The following is a 16,274-nucleotide window of genomic DNA, read 5'->3' on the forward strand; positions in this document are numbered from 1 at the left end:
GTCTCCTTGTTAACGCCGTTACCATAGGGTGGTTTTCGCCGAATTGTCAGCACGGCAATTTCCTGGATTGCCGAAGCTGGCGGTTCCGGCGCACAGTCGCGGCACCGCTGGTGCTTTTTCGCGGGGGAGGAAGCACGCGCGGCCCTTTGTCGATTGAACAGGACCGATCATGCCGTTTCTTGCTTCCCGCCTCGACCGCATTAAACCCTCGCCGACCATTGCCGTCACCGATAAGGCCCGCGCCCTGAAGGCGGCGGGGCGCGACATCATTTCGATGAGCGTCGGCGAACCGGATTTCGACACGCCCGATCACGTGAAGGCCGCTGCGATCGACGCGATCCAGAAGGGCGATACCAAATATACCGCCGTCGATGGCACGGCGGCGCTGAAGGCGGCGATCTGTGCCAAATTCCTGCGCGAGAATAACCTGACCTATAAGCCGGAAAACATTACGGTCGGCACCGGCGGCAAGCAGATTCTCTATAACGCCCTGATGGCGACGCTCGACGAGGGCGACGAGGTGATCATCCCCGCGCCCTATTGGGTCTCCTACCCCGACATGGTCTTGCTGGCGGGCGGCGAACCGGTGATCGTGCCGTGCGGCGAAAACTCCCGCTTCAAACTGTCGCCGGAGGCGCTGGAAGCTGCCATCACTCCGCGCACCAAATGGGTCATTCTCAATAGCCCGTCGAACCCGACCGGTATGGGCTATACGCGGGACGAAATCCGCGCCCTGGCCGATGTGCTGTTGAAGCACCCGCACGTCTGGGTGATGACCGACGATATGTACGAACATCTCGCCTATGACGATTGGCAGTTCTGCACCTTGGCGGAAGTGGAACCGGCGCTGATCGACCGCACGTTGACGGTCAACGGCGTCTCCAAAGCCTATGCGATGACCGGTTGGCGTATAGGGTATGCGGGCGGGCCGAAGGCGTTGATTCAAGCGATGGCAACGATCCAATCGCAATCGACCTCTAACCCTTCCTCGATCAGCCAAGCGGCGGCGGCGGCGGCGCTGTCGGGCGATCTGTCGTTCCTGGGCGAACGCAACGCCATCTTCATCGAGCGCCGCGATCTATGCGTCGATCTGCTGAACGATGCGCCGGGTCTGACGTGCATCAAGCCGGACGGCGCCTTCTACGTCTATGTCTCCTGCGCTGGCGCCATCGGTAAGAAAACGCCGGGCGGGCAGGTGATCAAGAACGATAGCGACTTCGTAACCGCGTTGCTGGAAGCTGAAGGGGTTGCGGCAGTGCAGGGCGCGGCTTTTGGGCTGGAGCCCTATTTCCGCCTGTCCTACGCCACCTCGACCCAATTGGTTGAGGATGCCTGCCGCCGCATTCAGCGCTTCTGCCAGTCGCTGAGCTAGACAAAGACGCCTCCCCTTGCCTTAACGCGGCTTCCATTGGAAACTACGGGGGCAAGGGGAGGCTTCGATGAAACCATCCATCGCATTAACGTTGCATCGTTCGTCTATTCGCGCGGCGGCGGAGCGTTTCCGGCTGGATAATCCACGCGTCTTCGGGTCGGCGCTGCTCGGGAAAGATACCGAAACAAGTGACCTCGATATCCTGGTCGATCCCCGCCCTGGAACGACCCTCTTTGATATCGGTGGATACCAAGAAGAGTTGGAGCGTCTGCTGGGGGTCCGGGTTGATGTGTTGACGCCCGGCGGTTTACCCCCCAAGTGGCGCGACGTCATCGTGCGGGACGCAAAACCGATATGACGGCAAACCGTTTGCCAGATTATCTCGATCATATGCGCTTGGCCGCTTCGAAAGCTCTCGATTTTTTGGAAGGAAGTTCCTTCAACACGTTTGCCGAAGATCGGCGGACCCAGAAGGCCGTCTTCATGTCACTGATTATCATCGGTGAAGCAGCGGCGCGCATTCTCGAACGGTTCCCCGATTTTACCGCTGCTCATCCAGAGATTGCTTGGGTCGAAATGCGCTGAATGCGCAACCGCCTAACCCATGTCTATTTCGAGGTCGATTTGGCAATCATTTGGAATACGGTTCAGCAGGAATTGCCGAGGCTGCTGCGGTCGCTGGAACCCCTATAAAAGGAAAAAGGGCCATAGCCACGCTGCAGCCCTTCTGCCCACCTCCTCAGAACCGATCAATCACGCTAATTCCAATATCGCGCGACCCATCCATCGCCGTCAGGGCCGGGATAGCCTCGGCGAGCGCAATTTTGCGGCCGATCAGCTTTTGCGGCGCAATCTTACCCGTTTCGATCATCGCCATCATGGCGTCGTAACGCCAAGCCTGCATGCCGTGACTGCCGTAGATTTCCAGTTCGTGGCCGATGACCTGGGCCATCGGGATTTGCGGCGTCGCATGGTCCCCCAGCATCAGGCCGACCTGAACGTGGCGCCCGCGCCGCCGCAGGTTCTTGATCGAATTGAAACAGGTCGTCGGGCTGCCCAGCGCGTCGATGGAAACATGGGCGCCGCCCTTGGTGATCTCGCGCACCGCTTCGACCGTGTCGGCGACCGTGCGGGAATTGATCGTGGCGACGGCCCCGCATTCCCGCGCAAACGCCAGTTTATCGTCGAAAACATCGATGGCGATCACATTGGCGCCCATCGCGCTGGCGATCATGATGGCCGAAAGCCCGACGCCGCCACAGCCATGAACGGCGACCCATTCCCCGGGGGCGGTGCGGGCTTGATCGACAATCGCGCGGAAGGAGGTGGCGAACCGGCACCCTAGGCTGGCGGCGGTCGCATCGTCCACCGCCTCGGGCAGCGTCACCAGATTGGTTTCGGCGAAATCAATGGCGACATACTCGGCGAATGACCCCCAATGGGTAAAGCCGGGCTGGAACTGATCCGGGCAGACCTGTTGATTGCCCGAATGGCATTCCGGGCAATGGCCGCAGCCGGAGACGAAGGGCACCGTTACCCGGTCGCCAGCGTGAAAGCGCGATACACGCTTACCGGTGGCCACCACTTTCCCGGCGAACTCATGCCCCGGCACATGGGGCAGGCGAATATCGGGATCATGCCCCATCCAGCCGTGCCAGTCGCTGCGGCAGAGGCCGGTGACGGCCACGGCGATAACAACGCCATCCTCACTCGGGGTTGGGTCGGGCACCGTGGCGATGGTTGGGGGCGTTCCGAAAGTCTCAAACAGCATCGCCTTCATGGCACTCTCCCGAAGTCGTAAACCCGGGGGAATTGTCGCATTCTTTGGCGGAAAGGGGCTTTCTTTTTTCCGAGATATTGCGGGAATATCGGAAGAACTTACTCAGAAATCCCCATAAACAGAAAGACTCTGCCTCCGTGACCGACTTCGATAAAACAGACTTGCGATTGATGGCCCTGGTGCAGCAGGATGGCCGCCTGTCGAACGCTAAGCTGGCCGCCGCGTTATCGATCAGCGAAACGCCCTGCTGGCGCCGGTTGAAGCGGCTGGAGGAGGAGGGGGTGATCGAGGGGTATCAAGCGCTCCTCAGCCGCCGGAAGCTCGACCTTGGCGTGCTGGCCTTCGTGCATCTCTCCGTCACCCAGCACGGCGAGGCGGTGACGGCAGAGATTGAGCGGACGATCCTGGCAGCGGACAATGTGTTGTCCTGTCACAATGTCTCCGGCGATGCCGATTTCATGCTGACGGTCGTGGCAAAGGATTTAGACGCCTACAGCCGCTTCGTCGAAACCACGCTGCGGAAACTGCCGGGAGTCTCGGCGATCCGCTCAACGTTTTCCTTGCGGGAAATCAAGGCGTCCAACCGGCTACCGGTGGGGCCGTAGAAGCTCGCCCCTGCCGCCGTGCAGCAGGGGCGAGGCCGGGTTATTTCTTGGCCAATTGCGCCTTCAGCCAGTTGGTAAAGGCGGGGCTGGCGAGATCGTTTTGCTGGCGCGTCATCATCTCCGCGATGCGGACCCGGTCAGTATCCTCGGAGCAGGTACCGCTTCGCTGGCTGGATTCGCTCTTGCGTTCTGCTCGATAGGCCGCCTCGAACCAGCCCTGCGCCAAGGTCGGCAGCGGCGGCAGAAGGCCGTCGATATCGCTAATCAGCTTATCGAGATCCTTGGTCGGCAAGGAGCAGGTCACCCCGGCTTCGGCGATTTTGGCCGACGCGACGGCAAGGTCAGGAAGACCATCTAACCCGGCCAGCACCAAACCGTTTACCTGCACGATACCACCGCCACTCGTTGCGCTGGCGACGGTGGTTTTCGGCGTTTCCTGCGTCGTCTGGCAGGCGGCGAGCGCGAGGGCGGCGGGCAGGGCAAGGAAAAGGGGGCGAAAACGGGTCAAGATGCACTCCTGTTTCGACGCATGTTGGCGCCAAGCTATACGCGGGAACCCGGGTCACTGCAAAGGCCCGATGCGTGACGGGCGCTTGACGTTTCGGCGCAATGGTCTTTATTAAGGACTGAATTGGTCCGAATTGGGGCCAACCGTCGTAACCACGCTGTGACAAGCGGAGCCGGGCAATGATCATTGTCAGCAAATTGGCCGATTATGCCGTCGTTCTGGCGGTCCAGCTCGGCCACATGGGGCAGAACCTCGGCCCGTTGGCGGGCTTGACCCAGGCGAGCACCGCCGATCTGGCGGAGGCAACCAAGTTGCCCGGCGCGACCGTGGCGAAAGTGCTGAAAGCCCTCAACCGTGCGGGCATCGTTTCCGCCGCGCGCGGGGCGGGCGGCGGCTATCGGCTGGCACGATCCCCCGCCGATCTGACGGTAGCCGAAGTGATTGCCGCCATCGATGGGCCGCTCGGCATGACCGAATGCGCCGGGGATGCCGATCACGATAGCTGCACCCATATGTCATATTGCGCGACCAAGCCCCATTGGGCGCGCATCACGCTGGCCGTGCAGGCGGCGCTTGGGGCGGTAACGGTGGAAGATATGATGGCGCCGCCGTTCATGCCTGCCGTTTCCGCCAGCCGCCCGGCCCCTTCTCTTGCCCTGGGAGCAGACGCATCATGACCGCGCTCGACACGCCCACCGCCGTTGATGCCGCCGTCGCCGACCAACCCTATAAATACGGGTTCGTCACCGATATTGAGGCCGATGAGGCGCCGCTAGGGCTGAACGAGGATATCGTCCGCTTTATTTCGGCCAAGAAGAATGAGCCGGAGTGGCTGCTAGACTGGCGTCTGAAAGCCTTCCGCGTTTGGCAGGGTATGACCCCGCCGACCTGGGCCAAGCTGACTGTGCCGGAGATCGATTTCCAAGCGTTGCGCTATTATTCCGCGCCGAAAACGGCGGCGGGGCCGAAGTCGCTGGACGAGGTCGATCCCGAACTGCTGAAGACTTACGAGAAGCTCGGCATTCCGTTGAAGGAACAGGCGTGGCTGGCGGGCGTGCCGGGCGTCGCGGTCGATGCGGTGTTCGATAGCGTGTCGGTGGCGACCACCTTCAAGGATACGCTGAAGAAGGAAGGCATCATCTTCTGTTCCTTCGGCGAGGCCGTGCAGGAACATCCCGATCTGGTGCGCCAGTACCTCGGCTCGGTCGTGCCGGTGGCGGATAATTATTATTCGGCGCTGAATGCGGCGGTGTTTTCCGACGGTTCCTTCGTCTTCATCCCGAAAGGGGTGCGCTGCCCGATGGAGCTTTCGACCTATTTCCGCATCAACGCCAAGGGAACGGGCCAGTTCGAACGCACGCTGATCATCGCCGAAGACGATAGTTACGTCTCTTACCTCGAAGGCTGCACGGCACCGCAGCGCGACGAAAATCAGCTTCATGCAGCGGTGGTGGAACTGGTGGCGCTCGACCGGGCGGAGATTAAATATTCGACCGTGCAGAATTGGTATCCGGGCGATGCCGAGGGCAAGGGTGGGATTTATAACTTCGTCACCAAGCGCGGCGCCTGCCGGGGAGTGAAGTCGAAGATTTCCTGGACCCAGGTGGAAACCGGGTCGGCGATCACCTGGAAATACCCGTCCTGCATTCTGCAAGGCGATGAGTCGGTTGGGGAATTCTACTCCGTCGCCATTGCCAATAATCGCCAGCAGGCCGATACCGGGACTAAGATGATCCATATCGGCAAAAACACCCGCTCCACCATCATCTCCAAGGGGATTTCGGCGGGGCATGGACAGAATACCTATCGCGGCGGGGTGAAAATCCTGCCCAAAGCCAAGAATGCGCGGAATTTCACCCAGTGCGATTCGCTGCTGATCGGCGATCAATGCGGTGCCCATACGGTGCCCTATATCGACGTGCGCACGCCGACCGCGACGCTGGAGCATGAGGCGACCACCTCGAAAATCAGCGAAGACCAATTGTTCTACTGCCAGCAGCGCGGGCTGACGGCGGAAGATGCCCTGTCCTTGATCGTCAATGGTTTCGCCAAGGAAGTGCTGAAGGAACTGCCGATGGAATTCGCGGTCGAAGCGCAAAAACTGCTCGCCATCAGCCTTGAAGGCTCGGTCGGTTAACACATTCACAGATTAAGCGGGCAGCGGCGGCCAACGCCGCGCCGACGCATCGTTAGAAGGGTTCGGACCATGTTGCAGATCGACGATCTTTGGGCGGAAGTAGAGGGCGATGAAGGCCCGCGCGAAATTCTGCGCGGCCTGTCGCTGACCGTGAAGGCGGGGGAAGTCCACGCCATCATGGGGCCGAACGGGTCCGGCAAAAGCACGCTCGCCAATGTCATTTCCGGGCGCGACGGTTACCGCGTGACCAAGGGCCGCGTGCTCTACAAGGGTCAGGATTTGCTGGCCCAGGAAGCCGACGAGCGGGCGCGCAACGGGATTTTTCTGGCCTTCCAATACCCGGTCGAAATCCCTGGTGTGAATAATATGTACTTCCTGCGCACGGCCTTGAACGCCAAGCGCCGCCACAATGGTTTGCCAGACCTCGACGCCGGGGCGTTCCTGAAGCTGGTGCGCGCGCAACTCAAGAAACTGTCGTTGAAGGACGATCTGTTGCAGCGCCCGGTCAATGTCGGTTTTTCCGGTGGCGAAAAGAAGCGCAACGAGATTTTCCACATGTCGATCCTGGAGCCGGACATGTGCCTGCTCGATGAAACCGACTCGGGCCTCGACATCGACGCCCTCAAAGCGGTGTCGGACGGGGTGAATGCCCTGCGCTCGCCGGATCGGGCCTTCGTGCTGATCACCCATTATCAGCGCCTCTTGAGCCATATTCAGCCGGACGTGGTGCATGTTCTGTCGGGCGGTAAGATCGTCCGCACGGGCGATGCCAGCCTGGCGGCGGAACTGGAGCGCGACGGCTATGCCTTCCTCAATCAGGATGCCGCGTAAATGAGTGCCGTCGCCGCCTATGTGTCGGCCTTTGCGCCGGTCGCGGGGGAGCCGGATTGGTGGCTGGCCCAGCGCCGCGCCGCGATCACGGCCTTCGAGCGCGCTGGGTTTCCGTCCGTCCAGGATGAACTCTGGCGGATGACCGATCTGAAGCCGCTGACGGCGCAGGCCTTCCTACCGCCGCAGAGCATCGACGGTGCCCGCGCGGCGGCTTTGGTCGGCGAGGCGGCGGGACTGCTGCCGGACGCTTGGCGCTTCGTGCTGGTCGATGGCGGCTTCGCCCCGGCGCTCTCCGATCTCGCGGGACTGCCCGACGGCGTGACCCTGGTGCCGACCCACAGCCGCCCGCGCGCGGTGGAGCCGCTGACCGCGCTGCTGCCCGATGGTATTGCCGCCTTAGGCGTGGCCTTCGCCCGTGACGGGCTGGTCTTGCGCATCCCGGCCGGGTTGGTGCTGGAGCGGCCGATTCATCTGATTTCCGTGCAGACCGAGGCCGGGCGCGGCACGCATACCCTGTCGCGCATCGATCTTGAGGGCGGGGCGCAGGCGGAGGTGATCGAAACCTATATGGGCGGTGCCGGCGCGTGGCTGAATGCCGCCGCCCACGTCAGCCTTGCTATGGGATCGCATTTGACGCACGGGATTTTCGTGCGGTCGGAGGCGGGGGCACAGGTTTTCGCCCGCGTATCGGCCCATGTGGAAAAAGCCGCGCGTTATTCGGCCAGCCCGGTGCTGGTGGGGGCGCAGCAAAGCCGCGTCGATCTCGTCATCGATCTTGCTGAAGATCATGCCGAAGCCGATGTGAAGGGCCTCTATCTTCTCTCCGGCACGCAGCGCGGCCAGGTGCTGACGGAAATCCATCACGATGGTCACGCCACCCGCACGAACGAACTGTTCAAGGGCGTGGCCGACGATCACGCCCACGGGATTTTCCAGGGCAAGATCGCCGTGACCGAACGGGGCCAGAAGACCGATGCGCAGATGCAAAGCCGCGTGCTGCTTCTGTCGGAAACCGCGCGCGCCGATACCAAGCCGGAGCTTGAGATTTACGCCGACGATGTGAAGTGCAGCCACGGCGCGACGGTGGGCGATATCGACGCGAATGCGCTGTTCTATCTGATGGCGCGCGGCCTAAGCCGGGCGGAAGCCCGCCGGTTGCTGCTGCGGGCCTTCTTGGAAGAGGTCGCCGATGGGATCGACGCCCCGGCAACCCAGGCGGCGGTTCGTGCGCTGCTGGGCCGGGCGCTCGACACCCCGGCGCAGGAGGTGGCGGCATGAGCCTGACATTGTCCAACCGTCCGCATCCCAAGGCGGATTTCCCGATTTTCGATCCCGCTGGCCCCAATGCCGGGATTGCCTATCTCGATAGCGGCGCATCGGCACAAAAGCCGAAAAGCGTGATCGAGGCGGTCAGCGCCTTTTATGCGACCGGCTACGCCAATATCCACCGGGGGGTTTATAAGCTCTCGGCCAATGCGACCGATGCCTATGAAGGGGTGCGGGCGCAGGTGGCGCGGTTCATAAATGCTGCGTCCGACCAGGAAATCATCTTCGTGCGCGGGGCAACCGAAGGGCTGAACCTGATCGCCGCCACCTGGGGGCGGGCGCATTTGAAGGCGGGCGACGCCGTTTTGATTTCGGCGTTGGAACATCACGCCAATATCATTCCCTGGCAGATTCTGCGCGATCAGATGGGTGTCGAGCTGCGCATCGCCGGTCTGGCGGCGGATGGCGGCATCGACCGCGCTGATTTCACTGCAAAGCTGGCGGATGGCAAGGTAAAGCTCGCTAGCTTCACCCATATCGCCAATGCCACCGGGGCCGTGTTGCCGGTGGCCGACCTGATTGCCGAAGCCAAGGCCGCCGGGGCCATTGTCTCCGTGGATGGTTGCCAAGCGGTGCCGCATCGGCCTGTCGATGTTCAAGCCTTGGGCTGCGATTTTTATACGTTTTCCGGCCATAAGATTTATGGGCCGACCGGCATCGGCATTCTCTATGGCCGCTTGCCGGTGCTGGAAACGATGCCACCCTACCAGACCGGCGGCGATATGGTGGCCACGGTGCGGTTCGAGGCGACGGAGTTTCTTGATCCGCCGCAGCGGTTCGAAGCGGGGACGCCCGATATTGCCGGGGTGATCGGGCTGGGCGCGGCCATTGATTATATCCAGTCGCTGGGCTGGGCCTGGATCGAAGCGCACGAAAAGAGCCTGCTGGCGCATGGCACGGCGGTCTTGAGCAAGATCCCCGGCCTGACTCTGCTGCCGGCAGGGTCAGAACGGTCGGGTATTTTCTCCTTCACCGTCGAAGGCGTGCATCCGCACGACCTCGGCACCATTCTCGACCATCATAATGTCGCCATTCGCGCGGGCAGCCATTGCGCCCAGCCGTTGCTGAACGAGTTCGGCCTGACGGCAACGGCGCGCGCCTCCTTGGGCCTCTATAATGAGACGGAGGATTTGGACCGGCTAGCCGAAGCGGTGATGGCTGCCCAGCGCATGTTCGCGCCGAAGCAGCGGGCCTGATTGATGGCGGCGGCGCTCTATTCCGACGCGGTAGTGGCGCTGGCGGCGCGCAAGCCGGAGCGGCTGGCGGCGCCCACGGTGTCCGCCCAGCGGAATAACCCGCTGTGCGGGGACCGGGTGACGGTCGATCTGGCGGTAGCCGATGGGGTGATCCAAGGAGTGGGCGGCGATGTGCGCGGGTGCGCTCTCTGCTGCGCTAGCCTGATTGCGATGATCGACGATCTGCCCGGCCGTCCCTTGGCGGCGCTGCCCGAGCGGATCGAAACCGTCCGCCGGGCGCTGGTGGCGACGGCGATTGCGCCGGAAGACCCGTTAGCGCCACTGCTCGATAAGCCGGTGCCGCGCCCGCGCCATCGCTGTGTTTTGTTACCCTGGGACGCGCTGACCGATGCGCTGTCCTCTCTTTCGACCCAAGCCTGAGAGTATAGGGCATGTCCGACACGCCGACCGGATTCGATCTGCACACGCAGGAGCCTTTACCGGAAAAGCCGACCGGCGATCTTGAGGATCAGGTGCTGGACGCGCTGCGCACGGTCTACGACCCGGAAATTCCGGTGAATATCGTCGAACTCGGGCTGATCTACGATCTGCGGGTGCTGGAAGATCGCCGCGTTTTTATCGACATGACTCTAACAGCGCCCAATTGCCCCGTCGCGGAAGAAATTCCGGTGCAGGTGGCCGATAAGGTGCGCAGTGTCGAAGGGGTTGCGGACGCCACCGTCAACCTCGTTTGGTCGCCGCCCTGGACCCAGGACCGGATGAGCGACGAGGCCAAACTTCAACTCAATATGTTTTAAAACGTGGGCTGGGGATTACGCGATCCCCAGCACATGCTTTAACGTCGCCGTCACGGGAACGGCGCCGCGCAGGGCGCGATTGGTGTGATGGCCCGCGCCCGGAACAACCACGTCAACGGGCATCTCGGCGTTGCGCCAGTCATGCTCGCCAATCACTCGGACAACATGATCGAAGGCGACCGGTAAAGCCGCCGGGGTCCCGAAGGTAACGACGCTGGTGCGCGCCCCGACGCGTTCCGTCTGGCGCGGCACGCTGCCGTTCAGGCGGGTCAGGGCGTGGGCCAAGACGGCATTGCCGCGATGATGGCCGACGATCAGGTCGAAGCTAACGCGGTGATCGGTCAGCAACGCTTGGATGATGTCGGTATCATGGCTATCGGTTAGGCCCTGCGCCTTCGGCGCCCGGCGCTTTCCGGTGAATGCTGCGCGGATAAGGCCGCCCAGCGGCGTTTTCGCGGCAACCCGCATTAGCCCGCCGAGGGCTTCGGAGGCGACATCCCCCGCATCGTAGCGCGGCAACACGGCAGCGACCGTTTCGCCGGTCGCATCGGCAACATTGCGGGCAAAGGCGGCTGCTCCAAGTGCCGAGCAACCGGGACTGGCAATAACCAGCGATGTGGCGCGGTGGCCCCGGTACTCAAAGAATTCGTCGACTGTATCGAGGATTTGTAGCAGGCCTTGCCCGCTGGGCGGCACGATCAGGATAACGCCTTCCACGGCCCACCGGGGGGCAAGGCGAACCGCCTCTTCAGGTTGTATATTGTTAATATCATACAAGAGATGGTCCAGCAATTCGCTGAAATGATGGGCTGTTTCTTGAGTTGCTGCCCGCTTCTTCTGGCCGATGTCCAGAGTCTGCCGAAGAGTTTCGGTATCGAAAACCTGGACCTGTGCTGTGGAGAGATCGAACGGTTTCATTGGGGCCGCTCCTCGGCATTAATCATCTGTTTACCGAGTATGGACTCATTCCTGCGCTTGGAAAGAAGTTTCATTTCTAATGTGGCGATAATTAAATATAAAATTGCGCCTAATCGTGATTTGATTGTGACGTTCTCTTGGTAATAATAAGTAATAGCATAGTTAATGCTCTATATTTTATTGTAAAAATAATCATATCCAGATACGAATAAAGAAATTCTAAACATATTAATAATTGTAAATCGCGACTAGATTTTTACAACGGTTAATGAAATTATAGCTTCACCTGCCCGCTGCACGCGCCAGCTTGCCAGGACTGCCACGGTGTCAGTGGTGTAGGATTGTTACTATCCCGGCGAGATATTTTATCCGGCAGGCGGGATATCCGGGGGGATCGACAGGTCTGGCATTCGTAAAACGCAGAGGTGGTGCCCTTGTAAAAGCGCATCGCGCCACGCGGGTACTCAAGAAAATTTCCGTAAAAATTCATTGAAAAATAAAACGCCGAGCGCCGCTTTAAAAGAAAGCGGGTCGCTCGGCGCGGGGGGTGTTAACCTTAGGCTTGGGCGGCGAGATGCTTGGTCAGCCGCTCGGTGGTTTCCAGCAGGCTATCGTCCATCAGCGTTGCATAGACTTCGGAACGGCTGGCATCGACCGCAATCAGTTGGGCCGAGGCGACCATGCAAGCCGACCGGCGAACCTCGCCCTGAAGGTCGCGGATCGCTTGCGTGAGGTTACGGATTTCAGCGAGAAGAGCGTCGTCGGTCATCGTCGGCTACTTTCTGTGGCTCACCGGTTTTCACGCCGCAGTATGCGGTGCGGGCGGCGTTAAGACAAGCGTAGCCCAGCATTGATTAATGAAAGCATTACAATCAGACATAGGCTCGATAGGCCTACGAACAGAATATTGCGGCTGATCACCAGGCGCTGGTGCGGTACGTCGAACATCATCGTGGCGACGATGAGGGTCACCCCAGACGGCGACACCGTCACGGCGAACCCCCAGGCCGCCTGAATCGCCTGCATCATCAGCGTCGGATGCAGCCCGCCGCCGCCCGCCCGCAGCACGCCGATCATCACGGCGGAGGTGATCATCGGATGCAGCCCGATCAGCCCACCGAAAATCACCGCTGCGAAAATTGCCGTCAGGATCAGCGGGACGGGCAGGCCGCTGACGAGGGGCGCCGCCAGGGCGATCAGGCCCGGTGAGGCCTCGATCAACCGCCCGAGGCAGAGGGCGAGGGTGATCAGCAACACTTCGTCCGCCCCGCGCGCCAGTCCGCTCCACACCGTTCGCGTGACGGCGATGGTGCTGGAGGGCGCCTGCCACAGCAGCGCGGCAAGACCGAGCGGCAGGGTGGCGACGACGACGGCATCGAGCGGATTCATGCCGGTTGCCGCGACCAGGGCGACCGTCGCCCCCGCCGCCAGGCCGCAATGGGGCAGGATCGGCAGCACGGCCCGCCCGCCCGCCGTCAGCGACCCGCCGCCTTCGAGTCGCCATGCCAGGATAAAGATAACGGCGGCTAGGCCTAGTCCCATCAGCGTGTGTGCGGCGCTGGCGGTTTCGGGCATATATTGCGTGCCGAAGGCGACCGAGACGGCGAAGGGCGACCAGAAGGCCGAAAAGCTGATCCCGCGTAGGGAAATCAGCGCCATCTGCCGCCGCAGCGGCTCCGGCGCATCCTTCGGCAGCAGCGGCGCGATCAACGCATGGGCGCCGGTGGTCAGTACCGACCCGAGGCCGGTGGCCAGCACCAGCGCCCCAGTATCGCGGCCTTGCTGGGGCAGGGCTCCAAAAGCGTCGCGGGCGCGGGCCATCGCCGGAAGTTCCCCAACAATGACCCGCAGCATTTGCAGCACCGGTAGATAGGCGGCGAAGGTCAAGGCATCGCCCAAGCCGCGCTCGATCACCCCCAGCGGCGCGCCGGTTATGACCAGCCCGCTACACGCCACCGTCAGCACCCCGGCGATCAGAAGGGTGCGCGCTTTCACCAGCGGCAGGGCACTCGCTAGCAGCAGCAGCGCGAGTGCGGCGGCGATGGGCAGCGGCAGAGTTAGGCCGACCGCCCGGGCGAGCGTGATGAGAATGAAGAGGGCCAGCAGCGACCGGTGCAGCAGAATACAAAAGTCTTTCACACGCTGTCCGCTAATTCCCGTCACGCTGCGTCTCTCCCCCGGTTTGAAACGACGGCCCCTTGGCCCGAAATGTCCGGTAACGAAATTTTAAGTGCGGTGCAAAATCCAGCCGGTATGATCCCGCCTGTCATACGGAGCGCTGCTCTGCCGATGGTTTCTGCCCAGGTTTGGAAAAACGAATGTCCTCTGCGCCTTTGCCCTTTATCGACCTTAAAGCCCAGCGCCGCCGTCTCGGTCCGCAGATCGAAGCCGCGATTGGCCGCGTGCTGGAACACGGCGCCTTCATCATGGGGCCGGAAGTGCGGGAATTGGAAGCGCAACTGGCCGCCTATGCCGGGGTGAAGCATTGCATTTCCTGCGCATCGGGCACGGATGCCTTGATGATGGTCTTGATGGCCAAGGGAATTGGGCCGGGCGATGCGGTCTTCTGCCCATCCTTCACCTTTGCTGCGACGGCGGAAGTGGTGGCGCTGCTTGGTGCCTCGCCCGTCTTCGTCGATGTGCGCGAGGATGATTTCAACATCGATCCCCAAAGCCTCGCCGCTGCCATTCCGGTGGCCGAAGCCGCCGGGCTAACCCCGCGGGCCATTATTGCCGTCGATCTGTTTGGCCAGCCCGCCGATTACCGCGCGCTGCAACCCTTGGCCGACGCCCACGGCCTATGGATTTTGGCCGACGCCGCCCAGAGCTTTGGCGCCAGCTATGATAACCGCCGCGTCGGGGCCTTGGGCGATGTCGCCACTACGTCCTTCTTCCCGGCAAAGCCCCTGGGGTGCTATGGCGACGGTGGGGCGATCTTCACCCATGATGATGATTTCCGTGACGTGCTGCACTCGATCCGCGTGCACGGCCAGGGGCGCGATAAGTACGAGAACGTCCGCCTCGGCATTACCGGGCGCCTCGATACGATGCAGGCGGCGGTTCTGCTGCAAAAAATGACGATTTTTGACGATGAAATCGCCGCCCGCAATGCCGTGGCCGACCGTTACGCGGCTGGTCTGCCCAAGAGCATTGCCGCCCCAGCGGTTCTCGCGGGCCGAACCTCGGTTTGGGCGCAATATACCGTGCTGCTCGATAACCGCGATGCCGTGCAGCAGGCGCTGCAGGCCGAGGGCATTCCGACGATGATCTATTACCTGCGCCCGCTGCATACGCAGCCGCCCTATGCGCGCTTCCCGCAGGTGCCGGGGGGGCTGCCGGTGACGGATCGTTTGGCCCAACGGGTTCTCAGCCTGCCGATGCACCCTTATTTGGACGTGCCGACGCAGGAGCGGATTCTCGAAGCCGTTCATCGGGCTGTTGCGGCATGAGTGCGTCGCTCGCCGTTTCCATCCTCGGCGCCGGGGTAATGGGGGGCAATCACGCCCGCACGCTCGCCGCGCTGCCGGGGGCCAAGCTGCATCGGATTTTCGATACCGACGCTGCGCGGGCCGAAGCGCTCGCCGCCCAAACGGGCGCGGCAGCAACGGCAGACCTCGATCAGGCGGTGGCGGGCGCCGATGCGGTGGTCATCGCCGCCAGTTCCTCTGCCCATGCGGCGCTCGCGCAGCGGGTGATCGCGGCGGGCAAGCCGGTGTTGATCGAAAAGCCGTTCGCCGTCACGCTGCCGGAAGCGGAAGCCGTGATCGGCAAGGCCAAAAAAGCTGGGGTGCCGGTGGCAACCGGGCATGTCGAGCGGTTCAACCCCGCCTTCGTCACGGCACAGAAGCTCCTCCACGGGCGGCGGGTGCTGGCGATTGATGGGCGGCGGCTGAATGTCGGCTCCAACCGTATTCTCGATACCGATGTGGTCATCGACCTGATGATCCATGATATCGACGCGGCGGTGGCACTGATGGGCGGGTCGCCGCAAGGCTTGCTCGCTCAAGGTTTCGCTGTGGCGGGGGAGGGGGCGAAACGCGATCACGTGCTCGCAGCCTGGACGCAAGCGACGCCCGATCCGGTGCGCGTGTCGATGCTCGGCAGCCGTCTGGTGCCCGACCGCGTGCGCGAGACCCGCGTGCTGACCGACGACGGGCTGGTCGTGATCGACTTTCTCACCCGCACGGTCCAAGCCAGTGAGAGCCTCTTGCCGGACGGGCAGAGCGACGGCCGTGCCCTCGTGCCGGTGCCAGTCCAGCCGCAGGAATCCCTGGCTGCCGAACTCACGCAGTTCCTCGACGGGATCCGCGCCGGTAAACCCGAAGCCGTCGGCGTGACGGTGCAGGCCGCCTTGCCGGTGCTGTCGCTGGTCTGGGCGATCCAACAGCAGCTCTATGGGGCCTAAATGTCTGAAACCATCACCTATGCCGATTTCGAAGCGGTCGATATCCGCGTCGGCACCATCATCGAAGCTCTGCCGTTCCCGGAAGCGCGCAAGCCCGCGATTAAGCTGCGCGTCGATTTCGGGCCGGACATCGGGGTGAAGAAATCCAGTGCCCAGATCACCGTGCATTATACGCCTGAAGCTTTGGTGGGGCGTCAGGTCGCCGCCGTCGTCAACTTCCCGCCGCGCCAGATCGGCCCGTGGATGTCGGAAGTGTTGGTGCTCGGTTTCCCCGATGCGAACGAGGCGGTGGTGCTGGTGGCGCCGACGCTGCCGGTGCCCAACGGCGGCAAGCTGTTTTAAACCCGTCCAAGGCCTCCTAAGCATGTTTTGAGAAGAAAGTTGTTGCGGGGTTTTGGT

18 protein-coding genes and 1 pseudogene are annotated in these 16,274 nt (G+C 62.2%); 14 read left to right on the forward strand and 5 right to left on the reverse strand.

From position 1 onward, the window contains the following. The first annotated feature begins 169 nt into the window (after positions 1-169). The 3 genes and pseudogenes from CHR90_RS03415 (at position 170) to CHR90_RS03425 (ending at position 2,065) form a co-directional block, all read left to right on the forward strand. Positions 170-1,372 carry an aspartate transaminase gene (locus CHR90_RS03415; RefSeq protein WP_094407574.1) on the forward strand — a complete coding sequence of 401 codons (1,203 nt, stop codon included), beginning with the start codon at positions 170-172 and terminating at the stop codon, positions 1,370-1,372. Between the two features lie 67 nt (positions 1,373-1,439). After that, entirely contained in the window at positions 1,440-1,730 is a 291-nt protein-coding gene (locus CHR90_RS03420) for a nucleotidyltransferase family protein (RefSeq protein ID WP_094407575.1), read from the forward strand. Positions 1,731-1,762: 32 nt separating this feature from the next. Next, positions 1,763-2,065, forward strand: a pseudogene (locus CHR90_RS03425) (HepT-like ribonuclease domain-containing protein). Between the two features lie 46 nt (positions 2,066-2,111). Here CHR90_RS03425 and CHR90_RS03430 read toward each other — a convergent pair. After that, positions 2,112-3,152, reverse strand: coding sequence for a zinc-dependent alcohol dehydrogenase family protein (locus tag CHR90_RS03430; RefSeq protein ID WP_094407576.1), 1,041 nt, complete (start codon positions 3,150-3,152; stop codon positions 2,112-2,114). Positions 3,153-3,289: 137 nt separating this feature from the next. Here CHR90_RS03430 and CHR90_RS03435 point away from each other — a divergent pair, with 137 nt between their 5' ends. After that, positions 3,290-3,757, forward strand: coding sequence for an Lrp/AsnC family transcriptional regulator (locus CHR90_RS03435; protein ID WP_094407577.1), 468 nt, complete (start codon positions 3,290-3,292; stop codon positions 3,755-3,757). Positions 3,758-3,797: 40 nt separating this feature from the next. On the opposite strand, the gene CHR90_RS03440 is transcribed toward CHR90_RS03435, so the two are convergent. Beyond that, positions 3,798-4,265 (reverse strand): hypothetical protein, encoded by a 468-nt coding sequence (locus CHR90_RS03440; RefSeq protein WP_094407578.1) that lies wholly within the window; start codon positions 4,263-4,265, stop codon positions 3,798-3,800. A 179-nt stretch (positions 4,266-4,444) separates the two neighbouring features. Between CHR90_RS03440 and CHR90_RS03445 the strand changes: the two genes are divergently transcribed. The 7 genes from CHR90_RS03445 (at position 4,445) to CHR90_RS03475 (ending at position 10,552) form a co-directional block, all read left to right on the forward strand. Further along, positions 4,445-4,942, forward strand: a complete 498-nt coding sequence (locus CHR90_RS03445) for an SUF system Fe-S cluster assembly regulator (protein ID WP_094407579.1) — start codon at positions 4,445-4,447, stop codon at positions 4,940-4,942. Next, positions 4,939-6,402, forward strand: a complete 1,464-nt coding sequence (gene sufB / locus CHR90_RS03450; RefSeq protein WP_094407580.1) for a Fe-S cluster assembly protein SufB — start codon at positions 4,939-4,941, stop codon at positions 6,400-6,402. The genes CHR90_RS03445 and sufB overlap by 4 nt, the downstream gene beginning before the upstream one ends. 69 nt (positions 6,403-6,471) lie before the next feature. Continuing rightward, positions 6,472-7,233: a Fe-S cluster assembly ATPase SufC gene (gene sufC / locus CHR90_RS03455; protein WP_094407581.1), complete on the forward strand. Its 762-nt coding sequence runs from the start codon at positions 6,472-6,474 to the stop codon at positions 7,231-7,233. Continuing rightward, positions 7,234-8,511, forward strand: a complete 1,278-nt coding sequence (gene sufD / locus CHR90_RS03460) for a Fe-S cluster assembly protein SufD (protein WP_094407582.1) — start codon at positions 7,234-7,236, stop codon at positions 8,509-8,511. Next, positions 8,508-9,755, forward strand: coding sequence for an aminotransferase class V-fold PLP-dependent enzyme (locus CHR90_RS03465; RefSeq protein WP_094407583.1), 1,248 nt, complete (start codon positions 8,508-8,510; stop codon positions 9,753-9,755). Before sufD ends, CHR90_RS03465 begins: the two co-directional genes overlap by 4 nt. 3 nt (positions 9,756-9,758) lie before the next feature. Further along, the gene (locus tag CHR90_RS03470) at positions 9,759-10,175 is read left to right on the forward strand and encodes an iron-sulfur cluster assembly scaffold protein (protein ID WP_094407584.1); all 417 of its coding nucleotides are present in this window, start codon (positions 9,759-9,761) and stop codon (positions 10,173-10,175) included. A gap of 11 nt (positions 10,176-10,186) precedes the next feature. After that, a complete protein-coding gene (locus CHR90_RS03475; RefSeq protein WP_094407585.1) occupies positions 10,187-10,552 on the forward strand; it encodes an SUF system Fe-S cluster assembly protein in 366 nt (121 codons plus the stop codon). 15 nt (positions 10,553-10,567) lie between these two features. Here the strand turns inward: CHR90_RS03475 and CHR90_RS03480 are convergent, their stop codons facing one another. From CHR90_RS03480 to CHR90_RS03490, 3 genes are all read right to left on the reverse strand, one after another. Then, complete coding sequence (locus CHR90_RS03480; protein WP_094407586.1) at positions 10,568-11,470, reverse strand: hypothetical protein; 903 nt, start codon at positions 11,468-11,470, stop codon at positions 10,568-10,570. Between the two features lie 556 nt (positions 11,471-12,026). Continuing rightward, the gene (locus CHR90_RS03485) at positions 12,027-12,239 is read right to left on the reverse strand and encodes a hypothetical protein (protein ID WP_094407587.1); all 213 of its coding nucleotides are present in this window, start codon (positions 12,237-12,239) and stop codon (positions 12,027-12,029) included. Positions 12,240-12,298: 59 nt separating this feature from the next. Next, positions 12,299-13,633, reverse strand: a complete 1,335-nt coding sequence (locus tag CHR90_RS03490; RefSeq protein WP_141210861.1) for a hypothetical protein — start codon at positions 13,631-13,633, stop codon at positions 12,299-12,301. 155 nt (positions 13,634-13,788) lie between these two features. On the opposite strand from CHR90_RS03490, the gene CHR90_RS03495 reads away from it, so the two are divergent. Genes CHR90_RS03495 through CHR90_RS03505 form a run of 3 tightly spaced genes read left to right on the forward strand, consistent with a single transcriptional unit; the run spans position 13,789 to position 16,217 of the window. Continuing rightward, positions 13,789-14,919 carry a DegT/DnrJ/EryC1/StrS family aminotransferase gene (locus CHR90_RS03495; protein ID WP_094407589.1) on the forward strand — a complete coding sequence of 377 codons (1,131 nt, stop codon included), beginning with the start codon at positions 13,789-13,791 and terminating at the stop codon, positions 14,917-14,919. Then, complete coding sequence (locus tag CHR90_RS03500) at positions 14,916-15,875, forward strand: Gfo/Idh/MocA family protein (RefSeq protein WP_094407590.1); 960 nt, start codon at positions 14,916-14,918, stop codon at positions 15,873-15,875. Before CHR90_RS03495 ends, CHR90_RS03500 begins: the two co-directional genes overlap by 4 nt. Then, the gene (locus tag CHR90_RS03505; protein ID WP_094407591.1) at positions 15,876-16,217 is read left to right on the forward strand and encodes a tRNA-binding protein; all 342 of its coding nucleotides are present in this window, start codon (positions 15,876-15,878) and stop codon (positions 16,215-16,217) included. Positions 16,218-16,274: the final 57 nt, after the last annotated feature.

Source organism: Elstera cyanobacteriorum (assembly GCF_002251735.1).
Taxonomy (GTDB): Bacteria; Pseudomonadota; Alphaproteobacteria; order Elsterales; family Elsteraceae; genus Elstera; species Elstera cyanobacteriorum.

Bases quoted from the DNA above. Each gene is read 5' to 3' on its own strand.
- sufB (WP_094407580.1), top strand. From the start codon at position 4,939: ATGACCGCGCTCGACACGCCCACCGCCGTTGATGCCGCCGTCGCCGAC.
- CHR90_RS03495 (WP_094407589.1), top strand. From the start codon at position 13,789: ATGTCCTCTGCGCCTTTGCCCTTTATCGACCTTAAAGCCCAGCGCCGC.
- CHR90_RS03475 (WP_094407585.1), top strand. From the start codon at position 10,187: ATGTCCGACACGCCGACCGGATTCGATCTGCACACGCAGGAGCCTTTA.
- sufD (WP_094407582.1), top strand. From the start codon at position 7,234: ATGAGTGCCGTCGCCGCCTATGTGTCGGCCTTTGCGCCGGTCGCGGGG.
- CHR90_RS03430 (WP_094407576.1), bottom strand. From the start codon at position 3,152: ATGAAGGCGATGCTGTTTGAGACTTTCGGAACGCCCCCAACCATCGCC.
- CHR90_RS03415 (WP_094407574.1), top strand. From the start codon at position 170: ATGCCGTTTCTTGCTTCCCGCCTCGACCGCATTAAACCCTCGCCGACC.
- CHR90_RS03470 (WP_094407584.1), top strand. From the start codon at position 9,759: ATGGCGGCGGCGCTCTATTCCGACGCGGTAGTGGCGCTGGCGGCGCGC.
- CHR90_RS03445 (WP_094407579.1), top strand. From the start codon at position 4,445: ATGATCATTGTCAGCAAATTGGCCGATTATGCCGTCGTTCTGGCGGTC.
- CHR90_RS03500 (WP_094407590.1), top strand. From the start codon at position 14,916: ATGAGTGCGTCGCTCGCCGTTTCCATCCTCGGCGCCGGGGTAATGGGG.
- sufC (WP_094407581.1), top strand. From the start codon at position 6,472: ATGTTGCAGATCGACGATCTTTGGGCGGAAGTAGAGGGCGATGAAGGC.
- CHR90_RS03485 (WP_094407587.1), bottom strand. From the start codon at position 12,239: ATGACCGACGACGCTCTTCTCGCTGAAATCCGTAACCTCACGCAAGCG.
- CHR90_RS03480 (WP_094407586.1), bottom strand. From the start codon at position 11,470: ATGAAACCGTTCGATCTCTCCACAGCACAGGTCCAGGTTTTCGATACC.
- CHR90_RS03420 (WP_094407575.1), top strand. From the start codon at position 1,440: ATGAAACCATCCATCGCATTAACGTTGCATCGTTCGTCTATTCGCGCG.
- CHR90_RS03465 (WP_094407583.1), top strand. From the start codon at position 8,508: ATGAGCCTGACATTGTCCAACCGTCCGCATCCCAAGGCGGATTTCCCG.
- CHR90_RS03505 (WP_094407591.1), top strand. From the start codon at position 15,876: ATGTCTGAAACCATCACCTATGCCGATTTCGAAGCGGTCGATATCCGC.